24 protein-coding genes and 1 tRNA gene are annotated in these 26,851 nt (G+C 60.1%); 10 read left to right on the top strand and 15 right to left on the bottom strand.

The window, feature by feature from the left end; translation table 11 throughout:
• The first annotated feature begins 56 nt into the window (after nucleotides 1–56).
• The 4 genes from K529_RS07745 (at nucleotide 57) to K529_RS07730 (ending at nucleotide 4,071) form a co-directional block, all read left to right on the top strand.
• The gene (locus tag K529_RS07745; protein WP_005610515.1) at nucleotides 57–2,021 is read left to right on the top strand and encodes a heme lyase CcmF/NrfE family subunit; all 1,965 of its coding nucleotides are present in this window, start codon (nucleotides 57–59) and stop codon (nucleotides 2,019–2,021) included.
• Nucleotides 2,018–2,485, top strand: a complete 468-nt coding sequence (locus K529_RS07740) for a cytochrome c-type biogenesis protein (RefSeq protein ID WP_005610513.1) — start codon at nucleotides 2,018–2,020, stop codon at nucleotides 2,483–2,485. The genes K529_RS07745 and K529_RS07740 overlap by 4 nt, the downstream gene beginning before the upstream one ends.
• A gap of 206 nt (nucleotides 2,486–2,691) precedes the next feature.
• A complete protein-coding gene (locus K529_RS07735; protein ID WP_040641349.1) occupies nucleotides 2,692–3,219 on the top strand; it encodes a DUF2087 domain-containing protein in 528 nt (175 codons plus the stop codon).
• A 72-nt stretch (nucleotides 3,220–3,291) separates the two neighbouring features.
• Nucleotides 3,292–4,071 (top strand): enoyl-CoA hydratase-related protein, encoded by a 780-nt coding sequence (locus K529_RS07730; RefSeq protein ID WP_005610509.1) that lies wholly within the window; start codon nucleotides 3,292–3,294, stop codon nucleotides 4,069–4,071.
• A 71-nt stretch (nucleotides 4,072–4,142) separates the two neighbouring features.
• Here K529_RS07730 and K529_RS07725 read toward each other — a convergent pair whose 3' ends face one another.
• From K529_RS07725 to gltX, 3 genes are all read right to left on the bottom strand, one after another.
• A complete protein-coding gene (locus K529_RS07725; RefSeq protein WP_005610506.1) occupies nucleotides 4,143–5,156 on the bottom strand; it encodes a calcium-binding protein in 1,014 nt (337 codons plus the stop codon).
• Between the two features lie 289 nt (nucleotides 5,157–5,445).
• On the bottom strand, nucleotides 5,446–6,741 hold the full coding sequence (gene gltA, locus K529_RS07720) for a citrate synthase (protein WP_005610504.1): 1,296 nt from the start codon (nucleotides 6,739–6,741) through the stop codon (nucleotides 5,446–5,448).
• Between the two features lie 140 nt (nucleotides 6,742–6,881).
• Nucleotides 6,882–8,282, bottom strand: a complete 1,401-nt coding sequence (gene gltX, locus K529_RS07715) for a glutamate--tRNA ligase (RefSeq protein ID WP_005610499.1) — start codon at nucleotides 8,280–8,282, stop codon at nucleotides 6,882–6,884.
• A 184-nt stretch (nucleotides 8,283–8,466) separates the two neighbouring features.
• Here gltX and K529_RS07710 point away from each other — a divergent pair, with 184 nt between their 5' ends.
• Nucleotides 8,467–10,383: a ComEC/Rec2 family competence protein gene (locus K529_RS07710; protein WP_227512274.1), complete on the top strand. Its 1,917-nt coding sequence runs from the start codon at nucleotides 8,467–8,469 to the stop codon at nucleotides 10,381–10,383.
• A gap of 65 nt (nucleotides 10,384–10,448) precedes the next feature.
• On the opposite strand, the gene lexA is transcribed toward K529_RS07710, so the two are convergent.
• The 7 genes from lexA to K529_RS07675 all read right to left on the bottom strand — a co-directional run bounded on the left by lexA (nucleotide 10,449) and on the right by K529_RS07675 (nucleotide 16,077).
• A complete protein-coding gene (gene lexA, locus K529_RS07705) occupies nucleotides 10,449–11,147 on the bottom strand; it encodes a transcriptional repressor LexA (protein ID WP_005639575.1) in 699 nt (232 codons plus the stop codon).
• A 159-nt stretch (nucleotides 11,148–11,306) separates the two neighbouring features.
• Nucleotides 11,307–12,479, bottom strand: coding sequence for a molybdopterin molybdotransferase MoeA (locus K529_RS07700; protein ID WP_005639573.1), 1,173 nt, complete (start codon nucleotides 12,477–12,479; stop codon nucleotides 11,307–11,309).
• A 3-nt stretch (nucleotides 12,480–12,482) separates the two neighbouring features.
• Nucleotides 12,483–12,953, bottom strand: a complete 471-nt coding sequence (gene moaC, locus K529_RS07695) for a cyclic pyranopterin monophosphate synthase MoaC (protein WP_005639570.1) — start codon at nucleotides 12,951–12,953, stop codon at nucleotides 12,483–12,485.
• A 17-nt stretch (nucleotides 12,954–12,970) separates the two neighbouring features.
• Entirely contained in the window at nucleotides 12,971–13,780 is an 810-nt protein-coding gene (gene trpC / locus K529_RS07690) for an indole-3-glycerol phosphate synthase TrpC (protein ID WP_005639568.1), read from the bottom strand.
• Nucleotides 13,773–14,477 carry a uracil-DNA glycosylase gene (locus tag K529_RS07685; protein WP_005639565.1) on the bottom strand — a complete coding sequence of 235 codons (705 nt, stop codon included), beginning with the start codon at nucleotides 14,475–14,477 and terminating at the stop codon, nucleotides 13,773–13,775. Before K529_RS07685 ends, trpC begins: the two co-directional genes overlap by 8 nt.
• Nucleotides 14,477–15,499, bottom strand: a complete 1,023-nt coding sequence (trpD, locus tag K529_RS07680) for an anthranilate phosphoribosyltransferase (RefSeq protein WP_005639562.1) — start codon at nucleotides 15,497–15,499, stop codon at nucleotides 14,477–14,479. The genes K529_RS07685 and trpD overlap by 1 nt, the downstream gene beginning before the upstream one ends.
• Nucleotides 15,496–16,077 carry an anthranilate synthase component II gene (locus K529_RS07675; protein ID WP_005639559.1) on the bottom strand — a complete coding sequence of 194 codons (582 nt, stop codon included), beginning with the start codon at nucleotides 16,075–16,077 and terminating at the stop codon, nucleotides 15,496–15,498. Before K529_RS07675 ends, trpD begins: the two co-directional genes overlap by 4 nt.
• Nucleotides 16,078–16,278: 201 nt before the next feature.
• Here K529_RS07675 and K529_RS07670 point away from each other — a divergent pair, with 201 nt between their 5' ends.
• Entirely contained in the window at nucleotides 16,279–17,778 is a 1,500-nt protein-coding gene (locus tag K529_RS07670) for a divergent polysaccharide deacetylase family protein (protein ID WP_046002146.1), read from the top strand.
• An 80-nt stretch (nucleotides 17,779–17,858) separates the two neighbouring features.
• Here K529_RS07670 and trpE read toward each other — a convergent pair whose 3' ends face one another.
• From trpE to fabI, 5 genes are all read right to left on the bottom strand, one after another.
• On the bottom strand, nucleotides 17,859–19,370 hold the full coding sequence (gene trpE, locus K529_RS07665; protein WP_046002147.1) for an anthranilate synthase component I: 1,512 nt from the start codon (nucleotides 19,368–19,370) through the stop codon (nucleotides 17,859–17,861).
• A 23-nt stretch (nucleotides 19,371–19,393) separates the two neighbouring features.
• Nucleotides 19,394–21,229 carry a peptidylprolyl isomerase gene (locus K529_RS07660; protein WP_005637633.1) on the bottom strand — a complete coding sequence of 612 codons (1,836 nt, stop codon included), beginning with the start codon at nucleotides 21,227–21,229 and terminating at the stop codon, nucleotides 19,394–19,396.
• 158 nt (nucleotides 21,230–21,387) lie between these two features.
• The gene (locus tag K529_RS07655) at nucleotides 21,388–22,563 is read right to left on the bottom strand and encodes an aminotransferase (protein ID WP_005637630.1); all 1,176 of its coding nucleotides are present in this window, start codon (nucleotides 22,561–22,563) and stop codon (nucleotides 21,388–21,390) included.
• Nucleotides 22,564–22,716: 153 nt separating this feature from the next.
• Nucleotides 22,717–23,247: a xanthine phosphoribosyltransferase gene (gpt, locus tag K529_RS07650; protein ID WP_009179332.1), complete on the bottom strand. Its 531-nt coding sequence runs from the start codon at nucleotides 23,245–23,247 to the stop codon at nucleotides 22,717–22,719.
• A gap of 6 nt (nucleotides 23,248–23,253) precedes the next feature.
• Nucleotides 23,254–24,060 (bottom strand): enoyl-ACP reductase FabI, encoded by an 807-nt coding sequence (gene fabI, locus K529_RS07645; RefSeq protein ID WP_009179101.1) that lies wholly within the window; start codon nucleotides 24,058–24,060, stop codon nucleotides 23,254–23,256.
• A gap of 142 nt (nucleotides 24,061–24,202) precedes the next feature.
• Here fabI and pdxH point away from each other — a divergent pair, with 142 nt between their 5' ends.
• The 4 genes from pdxH to K529_RS07625 all read left to right on the top strand — a co-directional run bounded on the left by pdxH (nucleotide 24,203) and on the right by K529_RS07625 (nucleotide 26,075).
• A complete protein-coding gene (pdxH, locus tag K529_RS07640; RefSeq protein ID WP_005623578.1) occupies nucleotides 24,203–24,808 on the top strand; it encodes a pyridoxamine 5'-phosphate oxidase in 606 nt (201 codons plus the stop codon).
• Nucleotides 24,809–24,933: 125 nt separating this feature from the next.
• The gene (locus tag K529_RS07635) at nucleotides 24,934–25,476 is read left to right on the top strand and encodes a cold-shock protein (RefSeq protein ID WP_005623581.1); all 543 of its coding nucleotides are present in this window, start codon (nucleotides 24,934–24,936) and stop codon (nucleotides 25,474–25,476) included.
• Nucleotides 25,476–25,955 carry a DUF192 domain-containing protein gene (locus K529_RS07630; RefSeq protein ID WP_005623585.1) on the top strand — a complete coding sequence of 160 codons (480 nt, stop codon included), beginning with the start codon at nucleotides 25,476–25,478 and terminating at the stop codon, nucleotides 25,953–25,955. Before K529_RS07635 ends, K529_RS07630 begins: the two co-directional genes overlap by 1 nt.
• A gap of 43 nt (nucleotides 25,956–25,998) precedes the next feature.
• Nucleotides 25,999–26,075, top strand: a tRNA-Pro gene (locus K529_RS07625).
• Nucleotides 26,076–26,851: the final 776 nt, after the last annotated feature.

Genomic DNA, 26,851 nt, shown 5'->3' with positions numbered 1-26,851 from the left:
GGGGACGCGGGCGAATGTGATTGGCGATGATCCGTGAGACGGATATAGAAGCAAGTATGATTACAGAGCTCGGTCACTTCGCCCTCATCCTAGCCTTCATGATCGCCATCGTTCAGATGGTCGTGCCCCTGATTGGCGCGCACAACCGCTGGCCCGGATGGATGGCTGTCGCAGAACCCGCCGCGCAGGCGCAGTTCCTGTTTACCGCCTTTTCCTTTGGCGCGTTGATGTGGGCTTTTGTGACCTCGGATTTCTCGGTGCGGCTTGTGGCGCTGAACAGCCATTCGGCCAAACCCATGCTCTACAAGATTTCCGGCACATGGGGGAACCACGAGGGCTCTATGTTGCTGTGGGTGCTGATTGTGAGCCTCTTTGGCGCAACGGCCTCGGTGTTTGGTGGTGGCTTACCGCCGACACTCAAGGCGCGCGTGCTATGTGTGCAGGCGGCGATTGGCGTGGCGTTTTTCGGCTTTATCCTCTTTACGTCCAACCCGTTCCTGCGGCTGGTAAATCCGCCATTTGACGGGCAGGATCTGAACCCGCTGCTGCAAGATCCGGGCCTCGCCTTCCATCCGCCATTTCTATACCTCGGCTATGTGGGCCTCTCGATGGCGTTTTCCTTCGCGGTCGCGGCCCTGATTGAGGGGCGTGTTGACGCGGCATGGGGGCGCTGGGTGCGGCCTTGGACCCTGGCGGCGTGGATCTTCCTGACCATCGGCATCGCGCTGGGATCGTGGTGGGCCTATTATGAACTCGGCTGGGGCGGCTTCTGGTTCTGGGATCCGGTCGAGAACGCTTCCTTCATGCCATGGCTTCTGGCGGCGGCCCTGCTGCATTCGGCCATCGTGGTTGAAAAGCGCGAAAGCCTGAAGAGCTGGACCATCCTCTTGGCGATCCTCGCCTTTGGTTTCTCGCTGATCGGGACATTTATCGTCCGCTCTGGATTGCTGACCTCGGTGCATGCCTTCGCTAATGACCCGGAGCGCGGCGTGGTGATCCTGGCGATCCTTGCTGTTTTCACCGGCGGCGCGCTCTTGCTCTTTGCACTGCGCGCGCAGGCGATGGAGGCCAAAGGTGTCTTCTCTATGGTGAGCCGCGAAAGCGCGCTGGTGGCCAATAACCTGTTGCTGGCGGTGAGCTGCTTTGTGGTCTTTGTTGGCACGCTTTGGCCAGTGGTGGCCGAGATGGCTTTTGACCGCAAACTTTCCGTTGGTGCGCCGTTCTTTGATGCGGCTTTCCCACCCTTCATGGTGGCGCTTGGGGTGCTTTTGCCGATTGGTGCGATGCTGCCGTGGAAACGGGGCAAAGGGGCCAAGACGCTCTGGACCCTGCGCTACGGGATTGCGCTGGCGCTGGCGGTTGCCGGGCTGGCGTGGACGATGCAAACCGAAAAGAGCCTGCTTGGCCCGGTTGGCGCGATGCTTGGTGCGTGGATCGTCAGCGGAGCGGCAACGGATCTGCTGCAGCGGGCAGGGCGCTCTGATCGCCTGTCGCGCCTGATGCGTTTGCCGCGCGCGGATTGGGGTAAGGCCGTCGCCCATGCGGGGCTTGGTGTGACCATCTTTGCCATCGCGGGTCTCACAGCATGGCAGACCGAGGACATCCGGGTCGCCAACCTGAATGAGCCCTTCCGTGTTGGCTCTTACGATATGGTGCTGACCTCGGTCGAAGAGGGGCGCGGCCCCAATTATTTCACCACTATGGGCGTGGTTGAGGTATCGCGGAACGGCAGCAAGGTGGCCACTCTGCGGCCTGAAAAGCGGGTCTACCCAGTGGCGCAGATGCCCACCACCGAGGCGGCGATTGATTACCGGTTCACCCGTGATCTTTATGTGGTGTTAGGCGATGCGCAGGACAGCGGCGGCTTCACCATGCGCACCTATATCAAACCCTTTGCCAACTGGATCTGGGGGGGCTGTCTCCTGATGGCGCTTGGCGGATTGCTGAGCCTTTCAGATCGCCGGTTCCGAGTCGCCGCCGGTGTACGCAAAGCCCCCGCACGGGGAGTGCCTGCCGAATGATACGCTTCATCAAGGCAAGTCTTGCAATCCTGCTCCTTAGCCTGTCGCCTGCATATGCGGTGCAGCCGGATGAGGTGCTGGACGATCCGGTGCTGGAAGAGCGCGCACGCTCCCTCTCGGAAGGGCTGCGATGCCTTGTGTGTCGCAATGAAAGCATCGATGAATCCAACGCCGATCTGGCCCGCGACCTGCGCTTGTTGGTGCGCGAGCGTCTGGTGGCGGGAGACAGCGACGACGAGGCCGTCGACTTCATCGTGGATCGCTATGGCGAATATGTGCTGCTAAAACCGACCGTGCGCGGGGCCAACTGGATTCTCTGGGCGGCGGGACCGATGATGCTGGTGCTGGCGCTGCTGATCGCGCTTTTGTATCTGCGCAAACGCGCCACGGCGGCGGGCGGGGCAGAGTCCAAGGGCCTGACAGAGGAAGAAGAGGCGCGCCTTAAGGAAATCCTCAAGGACTGACGTCTGATAGCGAGACGCGGGCGGATTGCCTCGATCGGCATAAATTGCTAAAGAGGCCTTGGTCCGCAGTTCACCAAGGCTCCGCCACACGCTAAACCTGCGTTAAACATCATGTCACTGGACTCCTGATCGGGGTGCCTTTGGACAAGGGCGGACATCCGTATGGCCTGAGCCATGCCCGGCATCCTGTATAAATGGAGGACATGATGTCCAAGGATGTGATCCGCCTGACCATTCCCGATGTGTCAGATTTTGCCAAACAGCTGCGCAACGCCCTCAGCGAGGCACCAAGCCATGTGGAGATGCTGAACCATGTGGCCCGCGCTGCAGGGTATCGCAATTTCCAGCACCTGCGCAGCCAGAACCCGCCCATGCCAGAGATTGACCACAAGCGCATCGCGCGTGCGGCGCGCTATTTCGACGGTCGTGGACGCTGGGAAAGCTGGCCGACACGGCGCGGGGTGCGCGAGCTGTGCCTCTGGGTGATCTGGGCGCGACTGCCGGCCCGTGAACGTTGGAGCGAGCGGCAAATCTCGGCGCTGATTGACGAGCACTGTAGCTTTCACGATGCAGCCCAGATCCGGCGCAGCCTGATCGAGATGCAGCTTTTGACCCGCAATCGCGATGGGTCAGACTACGCGCGGGTCGAAACGCCGATAGATGCACATGGCGCCGCGCTGCTGTCAGTCCTCGCAGAGCGACAAAAAGCGCAAGAAAAGCCACAGATTGCCTGACGCGGCGTTTGTCTTTTCGCAGGCGGATGCTTAGGTCAACATGCGCATAACTCGAACAGGGATATTTCACGCATGGACTACCGCGACATTCAGTATTCGCTTGCAGACGGGCTGGCGACCGTGACCTTGAACCGCCCGCAGAGCATGAATGCGCTCACCAGCCAGATGCGGGCGGAGATCACCCATGCGATGAAAGCGGCCGCAGCCGAGGCGCGTGCGGTGGTCCTGACCGGGGCGGGCAATGCATTTTGCACCGGTCAGGACCTCAAAGATGCATCCTCCAGCGGCAACCAAATCGATCTGGAGCGCACCCTGCGCGATGAATATACCCCCATGCTGGAGGCGATCTACAACTGTCCGGTGCCAACGATTTCTGCGGTAAACGGACCCGCCGCCGGTGCAGGCGCCAATCTGGCACTGGCTGCGGATGTGGTGATCGCCAATGAGCGCGCCTATTTCCTGCAGGCCTTTGCCAAGATCGGGCTGATGCCGGATGCGGGTGGGACGTGGTTCATGCCGCGCCAGATGGGACTGGCCAAGGCCATGGGGGCTGCGCTTTTTGCCGATAAGATCTCGGCCCGTCAGGCCAGCGACTGGGGCATGATCTGGGAAGCGGTGCCTGATGCGGAGTTTGCGGCGCATTGGCGCGCGCGCGCATCCTATCTGGCCAGCGGGCCGTCAAAGGCCTTTGGCGCGATCAAGCAAGCGCTGCGTCAATCCACCAACAACAGCCTGCCTGATCAATTGTCACTGGAGGCGCATTTGCAGGGCGAATTGGGTCGAAGCCGTGATTTTATGGAAGGCGTCACCGCCTTTGTGGACAAGCGCAAACCGGATTTTGAGGGGCGCTGAGTCACCTTTTATAACACAGGAAAAGCCGCCCCGATTGAGGGCGGCTTTTGTTTTGAAATCAGGCGTTTGGATCAAGCCGGAACCAAGCGAACATTGGACGCCAAATCAAAGCCTTCAGCGGCGTTTTCGAGGTAGGCAACAACCTCGCCATTCACGGTCACTTCGATATCGGATGTCCCGTCGGAATTAACGACACGGGTATAGTCCAAATCCGGTGCTCTGCCGGAAAATTCATAATACACAACCTCGTCTTCCACATCGAAGTCACGAATGATGGCAGCCTCTCCGGCGTCCATCCAATCGCCAAGCCGATACTCGTCCACGCCGCTACCGCCTGTGAGGATGTCACCCGCACCGCCGATCAGCGTATCGTCGCCATCGCCGCCGGTCAGGACGTCGCTCTCGCCATCGTCTTCAATCGCGAGGCCAAGTTGGCTTGGTGCGCCGCCCTCAAGGAACATTTGACGCAATGTGATCGAGGAGGAGCTTGCCGGGTCGATCAGCATATCCCCACCATTCAAGAGATCATTACCAGCACCGCCATCAAGCGTATCGGCTCCGCTGCCGCCATAGAGACCGTCGGAACCATAGCCACCGCTGAGGCTGTCGTTGCCTTCGTCGCCGGTGAGGAGATCCTGCCCGAGACTACCGTTCATGGTGTCGTTGCCTTCGCCCCCGCGCAGCACATCAAGGCCGCCGCCGCCGGTCATCCGGTCATCGCCTGATCCACCTTCGAGGATATCGGCATCCGCGCCACCAGAGATGAAGTCATCGCCTGCGCCGCCATAGAGATCGTCGGTTCCTTCGCCGCCGTACAGGTCATCATCCCCGTTCTCGCCGTGAAGCGCGTCCGCCCCTTCTTCGCCGTTGATGGTGTCATTGCCATCACCACCAAAGCTGCGGTCATCCCCTTCACCGAGCGAAATCAGATCCCGCCCTTCGGTGCCGTCAAGTGGTTCGCCTTCTGCGGTCCCGTTCAAGATGTTATCGGGGGTGTTGTCCTCGTTGAGGTCATCCCCATCATCATCCAGCGCGATGAACGCGCCCACAACGGCAAGCGTGCCGATCATTGCAAGCATCAACATTGGTTTACTCCACTGGCCCAGTCGCAAATCCGGCCGGTTCAAGAAAAATCAGTGCCCAGGTCCACCACGTAGCTGCGGCATGGCTGGCAAATTCATGGATTGTTTACGGCAAAACTCTGATGCGCGGACAATTTTATGCTTCATTTAAGAAAACGAAAAGTTTCCAAACTGACAACAATCGCTTCGAATTGATAATTCAGAATATATAGATGTGTTTGTTTTCAGTGCTTTAACGAATTGCGCCGCCCGAAGAGATCGGGCGGCGCATCGTGCGAATTACCAAATGTAATCAGCGGTTTTCGATGTCGACGTAATCGCGCTGTGTCTCACCGAGATACAATTGGCGCGGACGGCCGATTTTGTTCTGCGGATCACCGATCATTTCCTTCCACTGGGAGATCCAGCCGACGGTGCGCGACAGCGCAAAGATCGGGGTGAACATGGAGGTCGGGAAGCCCATCGCCTCAAGGATAATGCCCGAGTAGAAGTCCACGTTCGGGAACAGTTTCTTCTCGATGAAGTAAGGATCGTTGAGCGCGGTTTGCTCCAGTTCCTTGGCAACCTGCAGGAGCGGGTTGTTCTCAACACCCAGAAGCTCCAGCACCTCGTCGGCGGATTGCTTCAGCACCTTGGCGCGCGGGTCGGTGTTTTTGTAGACACGGTGACCAAAGCCCATCAGGCGGAACGGATCGTTTTTGTCCTTGGCGCGCGCGATGAACTCAGGGATGCGATCAACCGAGCCGATTTCCTTGAGCATCTCAAGGCAGGCCTGGTTGGCACCACCATGTGCGGGACCCCAGAGGCAGGCGATGCCGGCCGCGATACAGGCGAACGGGTTGGCGCCCGAGGAGGAGGCCAGACGCACAGTCGAGGTTGAGGCGTTCTGTTCGTGGTCCGCATGCAGAGTAAAGATGCGGTCCATTGCACGGGCGAGGATCGGGTCGACATTGTAGTCTTCTGCCGGAACCGAGAAACACATGTGCAGGAAGTTCGCGGCATAATCCAGATCATTGCGCGGATACACAAACGGCTGGCCGATGGAATATTTATAGGCCATCGCCGCGATGGTCGGCAGCTTCGCGATCAGACGGATGGCCGCCACTTCGCGCTGCCACGGATCGGCGATATCGGTGGAATCGTGGTAGAACGCGGACATGGCACCAACAACACCCACGAGGGTTGCCATCGGGTGTGCGTCACGGCGGAAACCACGGAAGAAGTTGTGCATCTGCTCGTGGACCATGGTGTGACGGGTCACACGGGTCTCAAAATCTTCAAGCTGGGTCGCGGTCGGCAGCTCACCGTAGAGCAGCAGATAGCAGACCTCTAAGTAATGGGATTTACCCGCCAATTGGTCGATGGGGTAGCCACGATGCAGCAGGATGCCTTCGTCACCGTCGATATAGGTGATGGTGCTGTCACAGCTCGCGGTCGAGGTGAAACCCGGATCATAGGTGAAAACCCCGGCCTGCGCGTAGAGTTTGCGGATGTCCAGAACATCAGGCCCTGCAGACGGCGAGAAGATGGGAAGATCGTAAGTCTCACCATTCAGGCTGAGCTGGGCAGTTTTCTGTGTATCGGTCATAGATGTCCCTTCCTGTTACAGGCGCAGAGAGGGCGGGTGGCCCGTCCCGCGCAGCGGGGCGCCCGCGTCATTGGCGACGCAGGCGCAGTCCTATACGAACGGGCTTACCCAGACCTTAACGACAGATCTTTTGCGGGCGCTTAGCCTGTTACGTCCTTGAGCCGGGCCAGTGTTTCTTCGCGGCCCAAGCAAATCATCATATCGAAGACCGAAGGCGTTACCGCGCGGCCTGCAAGCACAGCCCGAAGGGGGCCAGCCAATTTGCCAAACTTCGTGTCTTTGGCCGCGGCAAATTCATTCAGGGCGGCCTCTAGTTCGTCTCGCGACCAGCTAGCATTTTGCAGATGCGGCGTCAATTCGCCCAGTATACCAAGGGATACTGAATCGAGTGCTTTTTCTGCCTTTGCATCGCGATCCAATGGACGTGAAGTAAGCACAAAATGGGCTTTTTCAAGGAGTTCAGGGAAAGTCTTTGCCCGGTCCTTGAGGCAGAACATAGCGCGTTCCAGCCCTTGTGACTGTACGTCACTTAGCGTGGGCTGACCTGCGGCCTCCAGATAAGCCTCAATCTCCTGCCGCAATGCAGCATCCTCAGCAATTGCAATATGTTGGCCGCAGAGGTTCTCCAGCTTCTTGGTGTCAAAGCGGGCAGGGCTTTTGCCGATTCCGCTCAGGTCGAACCACTCTTTGGCCTGCGTATCGGTGAAAAATTCGTCATCGCCATGTGACCAGCCCAAGCGCGCAAGATAATTGCGCATACCTGCTGCCGGGTAGCCCATGGCCTGATATTCCTGCGCCCCGAGTGCGCCGTGGCGTTTGGAGAGTTTTTTACCGTCAGAGCCATGAATAAGCGGGATATGGGCATAGACCGGGACATCCCAGCCCATGGCCTCGTAGATCATCATCTGACGCGCGGCATTCATCAGGTGGTCATCACCGCGGATCACATGCGTCACACCCATATCGTGATCGTCCACCACCACGGCCAGCATGTAGACCGGCGTGCCATCCGAGCGCAGCAGGATCATATCGTCCAGTTGCGCATTTTTGATGGTCACATCGCCCTGAACCTCGTCACGGATGGTGGTCTCGCCATCTTTGGGAGCCTTGATGCGGATCGCGAAAGGCGCGTCCGGGTGATCAGATTCGGGGGTGTCGCGCCACGGCGAATGAAACAGGGTCGATTTGCCCTCGGCCTTGGCAGCCTCGCGGAAGGCAGCGATTTCGTCCTGTGTGGAGAAACACTTGTAGGCTTTGCCCTCGGCGAGCAACTGATGGGCGACCTCGGCGTGACGCGCGGCACCTTCAAACTGGCTTACCACCTCGCCGTCATGATCCAGACCCAGCCACGCCATGCCCTGCAAAATGGCTGCGGTGGCTTCGGGGGTGGAACGCGCCCGGTCGGTATCCTCAATGCGCAACAGGAACTTGCCGCCACGTCCGCGTGCATAGAGCCAGTTGAACAGCGCGGTGCGGGCACCGCCGATATGCAGAAAGCCGGTGGGCGAGGGAGCGAAGCGGGTGACGACCGGTTGGGACATGTGGGGCATTTACCTTTTGGAAACCTTGAGGGTTCAACGTTTGACGCCTGTGTACCGAGCCAGAAGGCAGGGAGCAAGCGTGCGCATCTCAGGCGCTCTTGATGCAATGCTACAGGCCCAGCGGGGACATCTGTTTCCCTGGGTTCCCGTGTGTTTTGGCCTTGGGATCGGGCTCTATTTTCTCATGTCGAACGAACCAACCCTGCAGATTTATGCAGGCGTCCTTGCGGTCTCGTTGGTGCTTGGTTTCTGCGCGCGGCGCGGTGACGGTCTGGGGCTACTGGCGGGGGCGTTGGTCTTGGTCGGTATGGGCTTTTGCTACATGGGACTGAGGGCGCATCAGGTGGGTGCGCCTGTGCTGACGTTTCGCTACTATGGTCCCGTCGAGGGGCAGGTTCTTTCGGTGGATCGTTCGGCCTCGGACGCAATGCGGATCACGTTGGGACAGGTGCGTCTGAGGGATATGTCACCTGCGCGCACGCCAGGTCGGGTGCGGATCTCACTGTTCGACGGCGCCCCACCAGAGCCGGGATCATGGGTAATGACCACTGCGCATCTGTCCCCGCCGCAAGGTCCGGCAGAGCCGGGAGGGTTCGATTTTCGGCGGCACGCATGGTTTTTAGGGCTTGGTGCGGTCGGCTATAGCCGGGTGCCCGTTTTGCGCAGCGGCCCGCCAGAGGTATTGCCGGTGGCCACCATCCGGGCGCGGTTCTCCGATTGGGTGCGCGCTTCGATGCCAGAGCGGACGGGCGGCGTTGCAACCGCGCTCATCACCGGAGATCGCGCCCATGTGCCAAGACAAGTGACCGAGGATCTGCGCGCCAGCAATCTGGCGCATCTTCTGGCCATATCCGGGCTGCACATGGGCCTGTTTGCTGGCGTGATCTTTGCCAGCCTGCGCCGAGGTTTTGCGCTTTGGCCCAGAATCGCGTTGCGATGGCCGGTCAAGAAAATCTCTGCCGCCGTCGCACTGGTCGCAAGCTTTGGCTATCTGCTGTTGTCCGGTGCAAACGTTGCCACCGAACGGGCGTTCTTGATGGTGGCGGTGATGCTGGTGGCGGTGCTGATGGACCGGCGCGCGATATCCGTGCGGGCGGTCGCCTTTGCGGCGGTGCTGGTACTGCTGCGCCGCCCCGAAAGCCTGCTGAGCGCCGGGTTCCAGATGAGCTTTGCTGCGACACTGGCGCTGGTGGTGGTGTTTCGGGTGGTGCAGCCGATGTTTCGACCGGGACGCGGCGGTCACTTAGGAGGCGCGCTGCGTTGGGTTGGAGCACTTGTGGTGTCCTCGCTTGTGGCGGGCGTGGCGACAGCGCCGTTTGGTGCGGCCCATTTCAATATGGTCTCGCATTACGGGCTGATTGCGAATCTCGCAGCAGTACCTGTCATGGGCGCGGTCGTGGTGCCGGGCGCGGTTCTGGCGATCTGCCTTGCGCCATTTGGGGGCAGTGCGGTTGGATTCTGGATCATGTCACAGGGGATCAGCTGGATTTTGACCGTTGCCGACACTGTCGCCGGCTGGCCCGGTGCCCGCGGTCAGGTGGTCGCGCCAGAGCCGTGGATGTTGCCGGTGCTGGTCATGGGCGCGTTGCTGGTGCTGCTGTGGCAGGGGCGGTTGCGCTGGGTCGGACTTGCGCCCATCGGCGTGGCGCTGTTCTTCTGGCCCTCCTCCCCACGACCAGAGGTTCTGATCTCTGCCGATGGTGGGTTGGTTGGGGTCATGACATCAGAGGGGCGCGCCCTGTCTCGACCGCGCGGCAAGAGTTTTGTCGCGGGGATCTGGCTGGAAAACGACGGTGATGGCGCGGATCAGGTAGAGGCCTTTGATCGCGTGCCCGCGCGACAACAGGGAAAGGTGCAGACGTTTCAGGCCGTTGAACGCCATTTTGTGCATGTTTTGGGCAAAACCGGGTTGAGCGAATGGAAAATGAGCTGCGCGCCGCATGAGGTGATCGTGCTCTCAATAGAGGCTGAGGCCCCAGATGGGGAATGCCTCTGGCTCACCCCCAAAGCGCTGCGCGACACAGGCAGCATCGCCTATACGCAGCGGGGCGAAATGATCACAGCCAATGCGGGCGCGCGCCGCCTGTGGTCTGCGCGCTAACCAAAGACGCCCGGCTGCAGCAGTGCAACCGGGCGTTATATGGTGTTTTGAGGTGATCGTTTGGATCAGTAGGTACGGATCAGACCAACAAGGCGCCCCTGCACCTTAACCTGATCCTCGGAATAGCTGCGGGTTGGATAGGCCGGGTTGGCGGCATGCAGTTCAATCATACGGCCCTTACGCTCGTAACGTTTGAGCGTCGCCTCATGCCCCTCAACAAGCGCGACGACGATATCACCGTTATCAGCCGCGTCTGTTTCACGAATGACCACCACATCGCCATCATTGATGCCCGCATCGATCATGGAATCGCCGCGTACCTCCAATGCGTAATGCTGACCGGCGCTGGACAACATGGCATTGGGCACCGCCACATGGGCGGAGGCCTGGCTGATCGCCTCAATCGGCACACCGGCGGCGATGCGACCCATCACGGCGAGTTCTGTGGCGCCGTTGTCCACCACAGGTTTTAACTCTGCTTTTGGAGCGTTTTGATCCTTGCCGCCTGCAATGACCTTGGGCTGGAAACTATCTGGATTGCCGCCGAGGCTGTCGGGCAGGCGGATCACCTCAATCGCGCGGGCGCGGTGGGCGAGGCGACGGATAAAGCCGCGTTCCTCAAGCGCTGTAATCAGGCGGTGAATGCCGGATTTCGAGCGCAGATCCAGCGCGATTTTCATCTCGTCAAAACTGGGCGGGACGCCGTCCTTTTGCAGACGCTTGTGAATAAACTCCAAAAGCTGAAGCTGCTTTTTCGTCAGCATATCTGTCCCCTCTGCACGATACCTTTTGTTTATGTTCTATTCATGTTCCCGTTTTGTGTCAACGGCTCCGATCATGATGAGAACATAAAATGCTCAATCAAGTGGCAGTAGAGGCTAGGTTTTCTGCTGAGTGCGCCGTTGAGTACAGCGCGTGGAGGCTCAGATTGCGAGGTAATTCACACGCTCGCCGACATCGCGGGCAGGGTCATGCGGCGGGCGCACGATCAGCGCTTCGGCCTGCGCCAGAACCGAGAGCAGAGAGCTGTCCTGACTGTCAAAGGCCTGCAGGCCCGCATCCTTCCACATGGCGCGCATATAGTGCTGGCGTGGGCCATTGGCGGGCAGAGGGGCTGCAAGTGGCGCGCTCATCAGGTTCTCTGCCGCTGTTGGGAGACCCAGCATGGCAGAGAGCATCGGTACCACAAAAACCCGACCACAGATCATGGCAGAGACCGGATTGCCAGGCAGCCCCACCATCGCGCCGGTGCCAAAGCGCCCCGCCATGAGCGGTTTTCCGGGGCGCATCGCAACCTTATAGAACGCACGTTCCATCCCGAGGCTTTCGGCCACACCCGCAACCAAATCGTGATCACCGACCGAGGCACCGCCGATGGTCACGATCAGATCTGCATCATGTGCCAACCCAAAGGCGGTGCGCAGCGAGGCATCGGTGTCGCGCGCGATGGGCAGCATGCGCACCTCGGCGCCGTGCTCTTCGAGCATCGCCTTGAGACCAAAGGTGTTGGAAACGATGATCTGATCCGGGCCGGGGGTCTCACCGGGCATCACCAGCTCGTCTCCGGTGGACATCAGCGCCACCACGGGGCGACGGCGCACCGGCACCTCCGCGATGTTCATCGCGGCCAACAGCGCGATATCAGCAGGGCGTAAGATGCGCGGGGCGTCGACGGTTTGGCCGACCCGAAAATCACGGCCCCGGTCGCGGATATTGGCGTTATCACCCGGATCATCGGTGATGGTGATGAGGTCGCCCTTACGGTCAACGTCTTCTTGGATCACCACAAAACTCGCGCCTTCCGGCACCGGCGCACCGGTAAAGATCCGCACCGCCTGACCGGCACCAACCCGGCCCTGAAACCCATGTCCGGCAGCGGCCTCGCCAATCACCTTGAACATTGCATGTAATTCCACCTCGGCGGCGTTCACTGCATAGCCATCCATGGCGGAGGCATCAAAGGGTGGCTGATCGCGCCCTGCGGTGACGGGTCGTGCCAACACACGGCCCGCCGCCTGCGCCAGAGGGACGGTTTCCACATCCACGGCAGAGACAAGATCAAGCAGCGCGGCGCGGGCCTCAGAGACGGAGATCATCGGTTACGCCTCGTAACGACCGGATTTGCCGCCGTCTTTCAACATGACGCGGATCCCGCCGATTTCCATTGCCTTATCCACCGCCTTGGCCATGTCATAGACCGTAAGGCAGGCGGTCGAGACTGCCGTCAGAGCTTCCATCTCGACGCCGGTCTGGCCGGTGGTTTTGACTGTACCCTCAACACGCACGCCCGGCAGGTCGGGGTCCAGGGTCAGCTCTACTGCGACCTTTGTGATGGGCAGCGGGTGACAGAGCGGGATCAGCTCGGCGGTTTTCTTGGCCCCCATGATCCCGGCAAGACGCGCCACAGAAAGAACATCGCCCTTCTTGGCGCGGCCCTCGGCGATGGTTTCATAAGTGGCTTTCTCCATTTTGATATGACCTTCTGCCACGGCGATCCGTGCGGTCACATCCTTGTCGGAGACGTCCACCATATGGGCGTCGCCCTTTTGGTCAAAATGCGTGAGCGACATGGCACAGGCCTCCTTGTTTAGACCGTGGGAACCAGCGGATTGGCCAGCAGGTCACGGGTGGCCGTGGTTACATCGTCCTGACGCATCAGGCTCTCGCCGATGAGGAAGCTGCGCGCACCATAGCGGGCCATATCAGAGAGATCTTCGGGCGTGAACAGGCCGCTTTCGCAGACGATTGTGCGATCCGGCGGCACCATGCGCGACAGGGTCCGGGTGGTGTCGAGCGTGGTCTCAAAGGTCTTGAGATTGCGGTTGTTGATGCCCATCAGGCGCGACTTCAGATGACAGGCGCGCTCCAGTTCCTCTTCGTTGTGGACTTCCAGCAGCACATCCATATCCCACTCAAAGGCGCAGGCTTCCAACTCTGCGGCTTGAGCATCGCTGACAGAGGCGAGGATGATCAGGATACAGTCGGCCCCAAGCGCGCGGGCCTCGGCGACCTGATAGGTGTCATACATGAAATCCTTGCGCAGGCAGGGCAGATCGCAGGCGGCGCGGGCCTCTACCAGATAGTCCTTAGCGCCCTGAAAACTCGGCGTGTCGGTCAGCACCGAAAGACAGGTTGCCCCGCCGTCGGCATAGGCTTTGGCAAGCGCGGCGGGATCAAAATCAGCACGGATCAAACCTTTGGAAGGGCTGGCTTTTTTGATCTCGGCAATCAGGCCATAGCCTTCGTGCGTGGCCTGCTGCAAACGATCTGCAAATCCGCGCACAGGATCAGCGCCACGGGCCTCATCCTCGACCTCTGCCAGCGGTTTGGCGGCCTTGTCGGCAGCGACCTCTTCGAGTTTGTAGGCTTTGATTTTATCGAGGATGGTCTCAGACATCGAAGAGGCTCCCTTGAGAAGTGCGTGGGGTGGCCCACGTGATAGGCGGCTCGCCGCGCGCGGTGAGCCAGTCGTTGATCGCGGAGAACACGCGGGAGCCAAAAAAGCCCCGACGTGCCGACAGCGGCGAGGGGTGTGCGGTCTTGACGATCAGGTGATCGCCGGGGCGAATGTGGCTTTCGAGCTTCTGCGCTTGATTGCCCCAGAGGACATAGGCCGTTGGGCGGTGAGAGCTATGATCCAATACCTGATGCGCAAGTTCCTGCCAGCCGAGTTTCTTGTGGCCATTGGCGTCGCCCGCAGGCACCGAGAGCACCGTATTGAGCAAAAGCACGCCCTGCGCGGCCCAAGGGCGCAGATCGCCGGTGTCGGGGCAACAACCGATGTCGTCGCGCATCTCCTGATAGATATTGCGCAACGATCGGGGCAGGGGTGTCACATCTGGCTCGACCGAAAAGGACAGCCCATGGGCGTGCCCCGGCGTGGGATAGGGGTCCTGACCGAGGATCACCACGCGGGTGGCCTCTGGCGGGGTCAGTTCAAGGGCGGCAAAACGCTGATGTGCAGGCGGCAGGATCTGCCGCGAGTCTTCCGCCAGCTTTGCCTCAATCTCAGGCCAATGCGTCTGAAAGAACGGCAGGTCCGCCCAGCCCCCGACCGCAGGTCGCAGGGCTGAGGCGTGGTCTTGCGGGGCCATCAGGCGGCCTCCGAAGTGATCCGTGCAACCGCCGTGACCTTGCCAAGGGCCGCACCGCTGTCGATGCTCTCAGCGGCACGTTCAGCGCCTTCCTTGAGCGAGGAGACTGTACCTGCCACCACCTGCGCGGCAGCGGAGTTGAGCAGCACCGCGTCACGATAGGCGGAGGGTTCACCATTCAAAAGCGCGCGAAACGCCTCGGCATTCTCGGCGGGGGTGCCACCAACAATCGCCTCAAAGGGATGTTCGGGCAGGCCGGCTTCTTCCGGGTGGATCTCGAATTCGGAAATACTGCCGTCTTCACCAAGCCCGGCAACCCAGCTGACGCCGGTGATGGTCAGCTCGTCGGTGCCATCAGAGCCATGCACCAGCCATGCCTTTTCAGAGCCGAGCTGCTGCAACGTCTCCGCCATCGGGCGGATCAGGTCGCGGGTGAACGCCCCGGTCAGTTGGCGTTTGACATCCGCCGGATTGGTCAGGGGGCCGAGGATGTTGAAGATCGTCCGTGTGCCAAGCTCTTGGCGGGTGGGCATCACATGGGCGATTGCAGGGTGATGCATCGGTGCCATCATGAAGCAGATGCCCGCCTCTTTCAGTGATTTTTCAACCACTTTCGGGCCGACCATGACCTGAATGCCCATCTCGGTCAGCGCATCCGCTGCGCCGGATTTCGAAGACAGATTGCGATTGCCGTGTTTCGCCACAGGCACACCGGTGCCCGCCACCACAAAGGCGGTCGCGGTGGAGATATTAAGCGTGCCCTTGCCATCGCCACCGGTGCCGACAATGTCCATCGCCCCCTGAGGCGCGGTGACCTTGTTGCATTTGGCGCGCATCACTGCGGCAGCGGCGGCATATTCATCCACCGTCTCGCCCCGGGTGCGCAGGGCCATAAGAAGGCCGCCGATCTGGCTTGGGGTGGCCTCGCCATTGAACAGCGCCGCAAAGGCGGTTTCGGCTTCGGTACGGGTCAGGGCGCGATCTGCGGCCAGACCGATCAGAGGTTTCAGCGCATCACTCATGCCGGGACCTTCATCTCATTCAGGAAGTTCTGCAGGAGCGCATGCCCATGCTCGGAGGCGATGGATTCCGGGTGGAACTGAACGCCGTGGATGGGCAGCTCTTTGTGCTGCAGGCCCATGATGGTGCCGTCTTCCAGCTCTGCGGTGATCTCCAGACAGTCCGGAAAGCTCTCACGCTCCACCACCAGCGAGTGATAGCGGGTGGCATCAAACGGCGACGGCAGCCCCTTAAAAAGACCCTTGTCGGTGTGATGCATCTTGCCCATCTTGCCGTGCACGATCTCGTGACAGCGCACCACCTTACCCCCAAAGGACTGACCGATGGTCTGATGACCAAGGCAGACGCCCAACAGCGGCGTGCGGGTCTCGGCTGCCGCTTCGGTCAGCGCAAGGCAGATGCCCGCCTGATCGGGATCGCAGGGGCCGGGGCTCAGCAGGATGCCGGAGGGCTTCATCGCCATGGCTTGCTGCACATCCAACGCATCGTTTCGCCAGACCTCGATCTCGGCGCCCAGTTCGCCAAGATAGTGCACGAGGTTGTAGGTGAAGGAGTCGTAGTTGTCGATAAGCAGCAACATCTTGGGACGCTCTTTTATGGGTGGCGGGCGGGGGCCGCGCCGCAGTATAGTGTGTGGGACCATACATGTTCAGGGATGCGCGGCAGCGTCAAGGGCACATCCGGGCTGACGCGCGTCAGACGGAGAAGATGACCGGAGCTGAGGCACCTCGTTTTGGGGCGCGCGCAGGAAAACGGGCACAGGCAAGAGGGCGAAACAGGCATGCGAGGATTTCTGGGTGGCGTAAGCGTTGGGGCGCTGGTCGCGGTTGCTGGGGCGGCGGTCTGGTCACTGTCAACACCCTTGCCGCAGGCGGTTGATGTCTCGCATGAGACGCCGACCACGACGCTGGAGCCGCGTGAAACATCGACACAGAGCCTTGATACGCCTGGCAGCGATGCGGATGTGGTTGAGACGGCCCCCGCCGAGCCGACCGTTGAAGGAACCATCAGTGACGATGCACCCAGTGAGATCGATACCACCGCGCCAGAGCGCCCGGCTGTTTCCACCGGGACGGAGGCTGCGCTGGACACCGCGCCAGAAGGTGTTGACGCGCCCGAGATTTCGGTTGCATCGGATGATCCTTTGCCGGGAACGGATGCAGGCGATAGCACACAACCCGCAGCGCCTCTCGTGGAAGAATCGCCTGCGGTCGTGAATGATCCCGCTGCCGCCCCCGAGGTTGCGGACAGCGGCGAGCCTGCGCTGACCGCGCCCGAAGAAGAGACGCCCGCGCCTGAACTGACGCAGGAGGCAGAGGACACGCCTGCTCCGGTGCGGCTTGACAGTGCAGCGGTTGAGGCACCGGGGATCGGCACGCCGCCCGATGCCACGCCTTCGCCAAACCTGACGACGCCCCCGGTCAGATCAGACGAGACGAATGAGGATGACACGGGCGAGTTGAGGATCGCAGATCTGCCGCAAACCGCTGGCGATGAGGGCACAGAGCCGGGGCCGAGCATCGGCACGCGCGTGGTGCCCCTTACCGAACGCAATAAAGCCGCGCCTGAGACGAGTGCGGAAGCGACGCCCGAGACGCCGCCGTTTGTACGCAACGCGGAACCCGCAAGCCCGGAGTCCGGCGTGCCGTTGATGTCGATCATTCTCATTGAGGAAGAGGGTGCGGTCGGGGCCGAGGCATTGGAAGATTTCCCCTATCCGCTGACCTTTGCCATCGACCCAAGCGATCCGGACGCAGTTGCGCGCATGAAAGCGCGCCGGGCGGCTGGGTTTGAGGTCATGGTGCTGGCGGATCTGCCGCGTGAAGGCCAGCCGCAGGACGCGGAAACTGCGATGCCCGTGTGGTTTGATCGCTTGCCTGAGGCGGTCGGCATTCTTGAGGGCATCAATGGCGGCGTTCAGGGCAATCGGCCCTTGGCGGATCAGGTGGCAACCATCGCGGCAGATCTGGGCTATGGGCTGGTGTTGCAGGACAATGGTCTGAACACGGTGCAAAAAATGGCGCTGCGCGATGGCATCCCCTCGGGCGTGGTGTTCCGCGATTTTGACGGTGCCGGACAAGATCCGCGCGCCATGCGTCGCTTCCTCGATCAGGCGGCATTCCGCTCCGGTCAGGAAGGTGCGGTGATCATGCTTGGACGTTTGAAACCGGATACCATTTCCGCTTTGTTGATCTGGGGGCTGCAAGACCGGGCAAGCCGGGTCGAACTTGTGCCCATCTCTACAAGCCTCAAACGCCTGCTGGAGCCGAATGCACAGTAGGTCACGTCCGATCTGATATACAAAAACGCGCTCCACGATGGTCTCGGGAGCGCGTTTTTCATTTTGCAATCATGGCTTTTTCAGCGGTTGCCATCGCCGGTAAAGCGTGCGGCATCCGCAGCCGCGCGGCGGATCGCGTTGGATTTGTGCACGGTCTCCATATACTCCGCTTCCGGGTCGCTGTCGTAGACGACGCCGCCTCCGGCCTGAATATAGAGCTTTTGATCCTGCACGATCGCGGTGCGCAGCGCGATGCACATGTCCATGTCGCCCCCGGCACTGAAATAGCCAACACCGCCGCCATAAATGCCGCGTTTTTCCGGTTCCAGTTCGTCGATGATCTCCATCGCGCGCACCTTGGGCGCACCGGAGACCGTGCCCGCAGGCATGCCGGCGAAAAACGCATCCAGCGCGTCTTTGTCCTCGTGCAGCTCGCCGACCACATTGGAGACGATATGCATCACGTGGCTGTAACGCTCGATGATGAACTCCTCGGTGGGGCGCACTGTGCCGATCTTGGCGACGCGGCCCACATCGTTGCGCCCGAGATCCAAGAGCATCAGATGCTCGGCCAGCTCTTTCTTGTCGGCCAGCAGATCCTGTTCCAGCGCCTTGTCCTCTTCGGGGGTGGCCCCGCGCGGACGGGTGCCTGCGATGGGGCGAATGGTAACCTCATCGCCAAAGACCCGCACGAGGATCTCGGGGCTGGCGCCGATCACCTGGAAACCGCCGAAATTGAAGTAGAACATGAACGGCGAGGGGTTGGTGCGCCGGAGCGAGCGGTAAAGCGCAAAAGGGGGCTGTGGGAAATCCTGCGTCCAGCGCTGCGCGGGCACCACCTGAAAGATGTCCCCGGCGCGGATGTAGTCCTTGGCCTTCTCCACGGCGGCCATATAGCCGTCCTTGGTAAAGTTTGAGACCGGCGGGGCCACCTCGCGCGCCTCGCCCAGATCGCGGGTCTCGGCGGGCATGGCGCGTTCGAGATCGCGCACCGCATCCATCACGCGCTCCGCCGCTTGTGCATAGGCCGCACGCGCCGATTGCCCGTCGCTGACCCACGCGGGCGAAACCACCGTGACCTCGCCCTTCACGCCGTCCAGCACCGCCACCGCAGAGGGGCGGATCATCACCGCATCGGGCAGGCCCAGCGGGTCGGGGTTCACATGGGGCAGATGCTCCACATGGCGGATCATGTCATAGCCCAGATAACCAAACAGCCCCGCCGCCGCCTGCGGCAGATCATCGGGCAGATCGATGCGGCTTTCGGCGAGAAGCGCGCGCAGCGTGTCCAGCGGATTGCCCTCGACAGGGGCAAAACCGTCGGGATCAAAGCGGGCGGCGCGGTTGATCTCTGCCTGTTCGCCCCGCGCGCGCCAGATCAGGTCTGGCTTCATACCGATGATGGAATAGCGCCCGCGCACCTCACCGCCGGTCACCGATTCCAGCATGAAGGCATCCTTCTGCGCGCCGGTGAGTTTCAGCATCAAGGAGACGGGCGTATCCAGATCGGCGGCAAGCCGTGTGTAGACCACCTGGTTTTCGCCTGCCTCATAGGCTTTGGCGAATGTGTCGAAGTCGGGGATCAGGGCCATGAGCGCATGCGCCTCGTGCTTAGTTATTGAAAGGTGGCGTGAACTGAATTCACCGCCTGTTGGTTCACCTGCGGGCGCGCGCGTGACTGCACCGCTTGCAGATAGATCTGGAAGATCTCATTCGACAGGGACTGATTCAGTTGCTCATTCAGAGCCTGCGTCAGGAACTGCATGTCGTTGCCATCATCGGGCGGCAGGGTCTCATCCAGACGCACAACCACGGTGCCCTCGGCGTCAGAGACCACGCGAACTTCGCCCACTTCCATCTCAAACACCTGATTGAGCAGATCAACCGGGGTCTGATCAAGATAACCCGTGCGGGTGAGGCCGGTCTGTTCAACCACCTCGCGCTCCTCGGGGAACTGGCCGTCATTGGCCTCGGTTGCCGCTTTGATCTGATCGGCCTGCTCTGCCAGTGCCTTGGCGATCCGGTCGCCTTTGAAGGCTTCGGTAACGGCGGTGCGGGCATCTTCAAACGGCTGGGGACGGGGCGCGAGCACCTCATCAAGGCGCAGGGCAAAGAGGCTGCCATCCTCAAGGTAGTCCACCGCAGGGAAGTCCTCGACCGTGACCGCCTCTGCCGCATTGCGGAAGGTGTCATACGCGGCAATATCGTCTGTGGTGTCTGCGGTCCAATCAAGTTGACCCAGCACCATGCCGTTTTCCTCTTTGGCCAGATCTTCGAGCGTGGCCCCGCCGGCAAGTGCATCATCGATACCTTCAGAGCGGGTCTCGATCACGCGGCGGGCGCGGTCCAGTGCCAGTTCTTCGCGCAGCGTCGGCAGCGCGTCCTCAAAGCTGGTGAAATTGGCCTCAAGCACACCGTTTACACGATAGAGCGCCGGGCCAAATTCCGAGGGCAGCGGGCCAACGACATCGCCAACCTCTGCGGCAAACACCGCGTCTCCTGCCGCGCCCAACGTGTCGATCGCCACGTCGCCCATGTCGATATCCGACAGCGTCAGTTCACGTTCTTCAACAAGCGTTTCAAAAGTGGTGCCGCCCACGTCCAGCTGCGCCTTAGCGGTTGCGGCGGCATCTTCATTTGGGAAGACCAGCTGTTCGACCAGACGACGCTCCGGGACGTTGAATTCTGCATCGCGCTCTTCATAGAGTGCGCGCAGGGCTGTTTCGTCCACTTCGACCTCATCCACCAGCGCATCAGGGCGCAGGGCCACATAGGTGATGACCTTGGTCTCGGGCAGGGTGAAATCCTCGATATGGGTCTCGTAGAAGGTTTTCAGCTCATCCTCTGTGGGTTCAACAGCGGTGAGGATCACGTCATTCTCGGAGAGGCGCACATAGGCAAAGCTACGGCGCGCGCCAATGTAATCGGTGAGCGTCTCTCCCAGTACGGCGGGCATACGGGTGCCGCCAGTGATGGCGCCTTGCAGCAGGGTACGGGCAGTCTCAGAACGCATGTCTTCTTCGAAATCAGCCTCGGAGAGGCCTGCGTTATCAAGAGCAAAACGATAGTTGTCGCGGCTGAAGCTGCCATCAGAGCCCTGAAAGGCAGAAATCTGCGTGATTTCTTTGAGCAGCACCTCATCGCCCACGGAGAGGCCAAGTTCGCCAAGTTCATTGTCCAGCGCGGCAGAGGCCACCAAGCCGGAGAGCACGCCGCGATCCACGCCCATGGAAATCAACTGCGAGAGCGGGATGGACCGGCCGGACTGGGCCTGAATGGCGCGTTGCTCTTGCTGAAGCGCGCGCGCGTAGTCATCGACGCTGACCGTTGCGTCGCCGACGGTGGCCAGCGTGCGTGTGGTGCCGGATACGTTGATCGCACCAAAGCCCGCAAGCCCCACGAACAACAGACCCATAAGGATCCAAACGAAGGTCTTTGAGAGGTTTTTCATGCCTGCGGCCCTTTATGTCGTCTTTTGGCGGCGCGCCGGGACGTGTGCCGGGCGGCCATATTGTGCCGACTGGGTCGGCTGTCTCCTGTTGCCGCCCTGAATACGCGTCTGCCCCGGCAGGAGCAAGCGTCGAGGGCGGCAGAGGTGTAGAGGTTTTGTTACCCGGCAAATTTCGCAAGACGCGAGAGCATCTCTTGAATACCGCTCTCATTCACATTGGCGAACGCGATGCGGAACTGACGATGGCCTTCTGGCGCGCCCTCCGGGGTAAACATGGTGCCCGGCAACAAGAGCATTCCCGCCTCCCGCAGGAGCCGTTGGGCGATCTCATCGGAGCTTTGTTCAAACGGATGCGCGACATAGGCAAAATAAGCGCCGAGGCCCAATAGCTGCCAGCCTTTGTCGGAGAGGGGCGCAAACCCCGCCTCAATCGCGGCGCGGCGCTTCAGGATCTCTGCCCGCTCGCCTGCAAGCCACTGGTCGAGATTCTCGATCCCCCATTTGGCCCCGATCTGGCCGACTTGTGCGGGGCAGATGGTCACCGTGTCGAGGAACTTCTCCATCTCAAGCAAGCGCGCGGGGGCGGCGGCGATGGCTCCGACGCGGTGGCCCGTGAGGCGATAGGCCTTGGAGAAGGAATAGAGGTGGACCAGCGTGTTATGCCAATCGCTGCGCTGGAGCAGGCCGTGCGGCGCGCCGGAGCGACTGTCAAAATCACGATAAGTCTCATCCACAATAAGCGTCAGCCCATATCGCTGCGCCAGATCATAGAACGCATCAAGGAGCGCAGCAGGATATTCGACGCCGCAGGGGTTGTTGGGGGTGACCAACGCAATGGCGCGGGTCCGGTCGGTAATCAGCGCTTCGGCCTTCTCGACCTCGGGCAGCATCCCCGCGCCGACGGCCAAGGGCAGGGTGGTAACCCCCTGCATATCGAGCCACATTTTGTGATTGAAATACCAAGGCGTCGGCAGGATCACTTCGTCGCCCTCAGCACAGAGGCTCTGGATCGTGGCCGCAAAAGCCTGATTGCAGCCTGAGGTGATGGCGACCTCTTGGGCGGTGACTTGGGTCTCATAATGGCGACTGATCTGTTCCGCCAATGCCGCCCGTAAATCCGGGTTGCCCAATACAGGACCATAAAGATGGGCGCTGGTTTGGTTCAATACCGCCTCAGCCATTGCCTGACGTAAACCTGTCGGGGGTGGATCTGCCGGGGCAGCTTGACTGAGATTTAAAAGCGGCTGGTTCTCGGAAAACGTAACCCCCTGCAGCCAGCGCCGGGATTCCACGATCGGAGAAACGAAAGTGGCGTTGGTTCTGGCAAGATGCATCGGAAATTCCTTTTTTAAGTCTCACGCAATACGCGGATTTTTGCCATTTGGTCGATTTCAATTGCCCAAAGCAAGAGGGCGAAACCGGAGAACCGAAAAGAAAAAACGCGCCGGTTAGGGCGCGTTTTATTTAATTTGTAAAATAACCCTACGTCAATCAGTGCCGCGGTAGGGCTCAACATATTGCAGCGCCATATCCCACGGAAAGAAGATCCACGTATCCTGGCTGACGCCAGTGATAAATGTATCGACCTGTGGTTCGCCCTGCGGCTTTGCATAGACGGTTGCCAGATGCGCCTTTGGGTAACGGCTGCGCACCAGTTCCAGCGTCTTGCCCGAGTCAACCAGATCGTCGACGATCAGGATGCCGGTGCCGTCGCCCATCATCTCTGCGTCAGGGCTTTTTAGCACTTCGGCTTCGCGGCGCTGATCGGCCTTGCCGCCGCCGGAATGATAGGATTTGACGCTGATCGTATCGACGGTGCGAATGTCGAGTTCGCGCGCCACGATCATCGCGGGCGCCATGCCGCCGCGGGTGATCGCCACGACGGCACGCCAGTGGCCATCATCGGGCCCGAGCCCGTCCAGACGCCACGCCAGCGCGCGGCTGTCACGGTGGATCTGATCCCAAGAGATGTGAAACCCCTTTTCATGGGGCAGGCGGTTCGGGTCCTTGGTGCTCATCTGGGGTTAGCCTTTCTCGATATCCGGGGCGTCCACGGCCTTCATGCCGACCACGTGATAGCCCGCATCCACATGCAGGTTCTCGCCGGTGACACCCGAAGCCAGATCCGACAAGAGATACAGCGCGGATTTACCCACGTCATCGGTTGTCACATTGCGGCGCAGGGGCGAGTTGTACTCGTTCCACTTCATGATGTAGCGGAAATCGCCGATGCCGGAGGCCGCGAGCGTCTTGATCGGGCCGGCAGAGATCGCGTTGACGCGGATGCCGTCCTTGCCCAGATCCTCGGCCAGGTATTTCACCGAAGCCTCAAGTGCCGCCTTGGCGACACCCATGACATTATAGTGCGGCATCACCTGTTCGGCGCCATAGTAGGTCAGCGTGAGCATGGAGCCACCTGCGTCCATCATCTTCTCCGCACGTTTGGCAACGGCAGTGAAAGAATAGACCGAGATATCCATGGTCATCTGGAAGTTTGCGCGGCTGGTGTCGACATAGCGGCCACGCAGCTCGCTTTTGTCGGAAAAGCCGATGGCATGCACGATGAAGTCGAGCTTGCCCCATTTTTCTTCGAGCGCAGCAAAGAGCGCGTCGATGGACGCCTCATCTGCGACATCGCAGGGCAGCACGATATCGCTGCCAAGCTGACCCGCCAGCGGGTCGACCCGCTTTTTCAGCGCTTCACCTTGATAGGAGAACGCAAGTTCAGCTCCGGCCTCAGCGCAGGCTTTGGCAATGCCCCACGCGATGGATTTGTCATTGGCCAGGCCCATGATGAGGCCGCGTTTTCCGGCCATCAGTTGACTAGACATGCAGGTTCTCCGCCTGTGATCGGTTAATAGAACGTCCTTTAGCCCGCTGTGACAAGGGCATCAAGTCCACACGCCGACCGGCCCCTTCCAATCGGGCACAAAGGTCACTAAGTACGAAGGCAATCAGTAAGGATATAACATCATGTCGGACAGAGAGGGGCTCTTCGAAGGGAACGATCCATTCGAAATAGCGCGCGCATGGCTGGCCGAGGCCAGTGAAACCGAAATCAATGACCCCAACGCGATTGCGCTGGCGACGGTGGACCCCGAGGGAATGCCCAACAGTCGTATGGTTTTGCTGAAAGAAATCGAAGACGCAGCCTTTGTGTTTTACACCAACTACGAGAGCACCAAGGCGCAGGAAATCGAAGCCAGCGGCACTGCGTCCTTTGTGATGCATTGGAAGTCTTTGCGCCGTCAGATCCGGGTGCGTGGGCACGTCAGTAAAGAAGATGGGCCGCAAGCGGATGAGTATTTCGCCTCACGCTCGCTCAAAAGCAGGCTCGGGGCTTGGGCGTCAAAACAATCGCAACCGTTGTCTTCGCGCAGCGCACTTATGGCAGAGGTTGCAAAGGTCACCGCGAAAAAGGGACCGAATCCCAAACGTCCCCATTTCTGGGGAGGCTACCGTATCGTGCCGACAGAAATAGAATTCTGGGCAGATGGTGCTTTCAGACTACATGATCGTTTTGTCTGGCGACGTAAAAATGTCCAAGATGATTGGACAATTACCCGTCTTAGCCCTTAAGGTTACGACAAATCAGTTAGCGGTCACTTTGGCTCCTGACTCTTTTGCTCTTGAACTCTTGTGCGGAATTCGCGCAGTTACGAGAAGCAACACGGAAATAACAAACGAACCGGTGGAATTCGCAAGTGGCCGAAGATTTGAGCAGTTTGCAGCATGTCCGTGGACTAGTGAAGTGGTTTGATCCCGCAAAAGGTTATGGATTCATTGTCTGTCCTGACAATGGACCCGATATTCTTTTGCACGTAAACGTCCTGCGCAATTTCGGGCAAAGCTCGATTGCCGATGGTGCTGGCATTGAAGTTGTCACCCATCGCACAGATCGAGGTGTGCAGGCGGTAGAAATCGTATCCATTACCCCACCAGAACGTGAGGACACACCCGTTCTCAGCGATCTGGCGCAGTTGGATGACGAAGAAATCAGCAACACACCGCTGGAGCCCGCACGGGTCAAGTGGTTCGACAAAGCCAAAGGGTTTGGCTTTGCCAATGTGTTCGGGCGCGACGAAGATGTGTTCCTGCACGTCGAGGTGCTGCGCCAGTCTGGTCTGTCAGACGTGCAATCCGGAGAGGCACTCGCAATGCGGGTGATCGAAGGCAAGCGCGGACGAATGGCTGTGGATGTGCTCGCCTGGGAGGCGGCCTCATCCGATGTGGACTACATCGACTGATGCGTAGGGTGGCTGCATCGCGTATCGCAGCCGCCGCCCTTTGGCTTGTGGCGACCTGCGGTCTTGCTGCGGCGGCCTGTAGTCGTGACCAAGTCGATCTGCGCGGCCCTTGGGGGCAGGCGCGATTTTCGGTCGAAGTGGTCGACACCCCCGAAACCCGCGCTCAGGGGTTGATGCATCGCCCCAGCATGCCAAAACGATCTGGCATGCTCTTTATCTATGAGATGCCACAGCGCGTGGCCTTTTGGATGAAAAACACGCTGATCCCGCTCGACATGATCTTTGTCGGCGCGGACGGCGTTGTAAGCCATATCCACAAGAACGCTTTGCCGGGCGATCTGACACCGATCCCCGGGGGCGATAAGGTCCTGGTGGTGCTCGAAGTCAACGCCGGTATCGTTGAATCCTATGGGATTTCCGTGGGCAGTGAGATGCGCCACGAAGTTTTTTCAAAAGAAACTGCAAAATGGCCCTGTTAGGGCTTTTCAAATCAGAACAGCACCGCTAGGAAGGCGCACGGTCCGGGGCGTGGCGCAGTCTGGTAGCGCACCTGTTTTGGGTACAGGGGGTCGTGAGTTCGAATCTCGCCGCCCCGACCACTTCTTCCTTATATGAATGAAGTCCCTGTCATCTGCTGAACCTTCGGGTTCAGCAGGGGCTTTGGGATGTTGATCGTGACCCCGCTCTTTTGAGTGAGTTGACGCGCGCCTTACGGTGAGCCGAGAATCACTGCCAAGGTTTAGGTGCCAGTGAGGGGCAGGGCGGCATATCTGGTGTTTACCCTTTATTTAGGAACTGACGCGCAAGGGCATCAAAATCGTGATTTGCCTGCCTCAAAAATTTGCGGAAGATGAATACTGGCCCAGAGGCGTTGCAGAACGGTCGCGCGTTGTGTCGCAGCTCACTGGAGCGGCATACTAGCATCAAAAAGCGGGCCTCCGCAGGAGAGCGCAGTTCAAGCGTGGATGACCTCCGCAGGACAACCCCCTCGCAACACGCGGGTTTTCAGATTTCCTTAACTTAATATTCAAAATCACCGATCCACGGGAGGCGCTGTGGATGAATCATAGCGTCAGTCAGACCCTCGAAATCGTGAAACCGGTCAACTGAAAACTGGTCCGTAAAATTTGAAATTTTGCGTTGACCGCCTATGCCATCTTACGCGAGATTGTGTGTGTCGCTTGGGGGCGCCACTAGATCTTGTTGAGATTGAGCAGTTGCTCCCGATCAGGCTGCTTCGTGCAAAACCGTTAAATCCGGGTCGGTGAAGGACCCGTGAGCGTGGGCCTGAACCTACGCCAGTTAACAGGTATTGCCCTCTGCGGTCAGCGATATGAAGGCCGGTACAAAATGCACCGGTGCGCAAGCGGGACTA

The organism is Tritonibacter mobilis F1926 (assembly GCF_000376545.2).
In the GTDB taxonomy this organism is placed as follows: Bacteria; Pseudomonadota; Alphaproteobacteria; order Rhodobacterales; family Rhodobacteraceae; genus Epibacterium; species Epibacterium mobile.
Note: the sequence above shows the minus strand (reverse complement) of the source record. Positions and strands in the feature narration are given on the sequence as shown.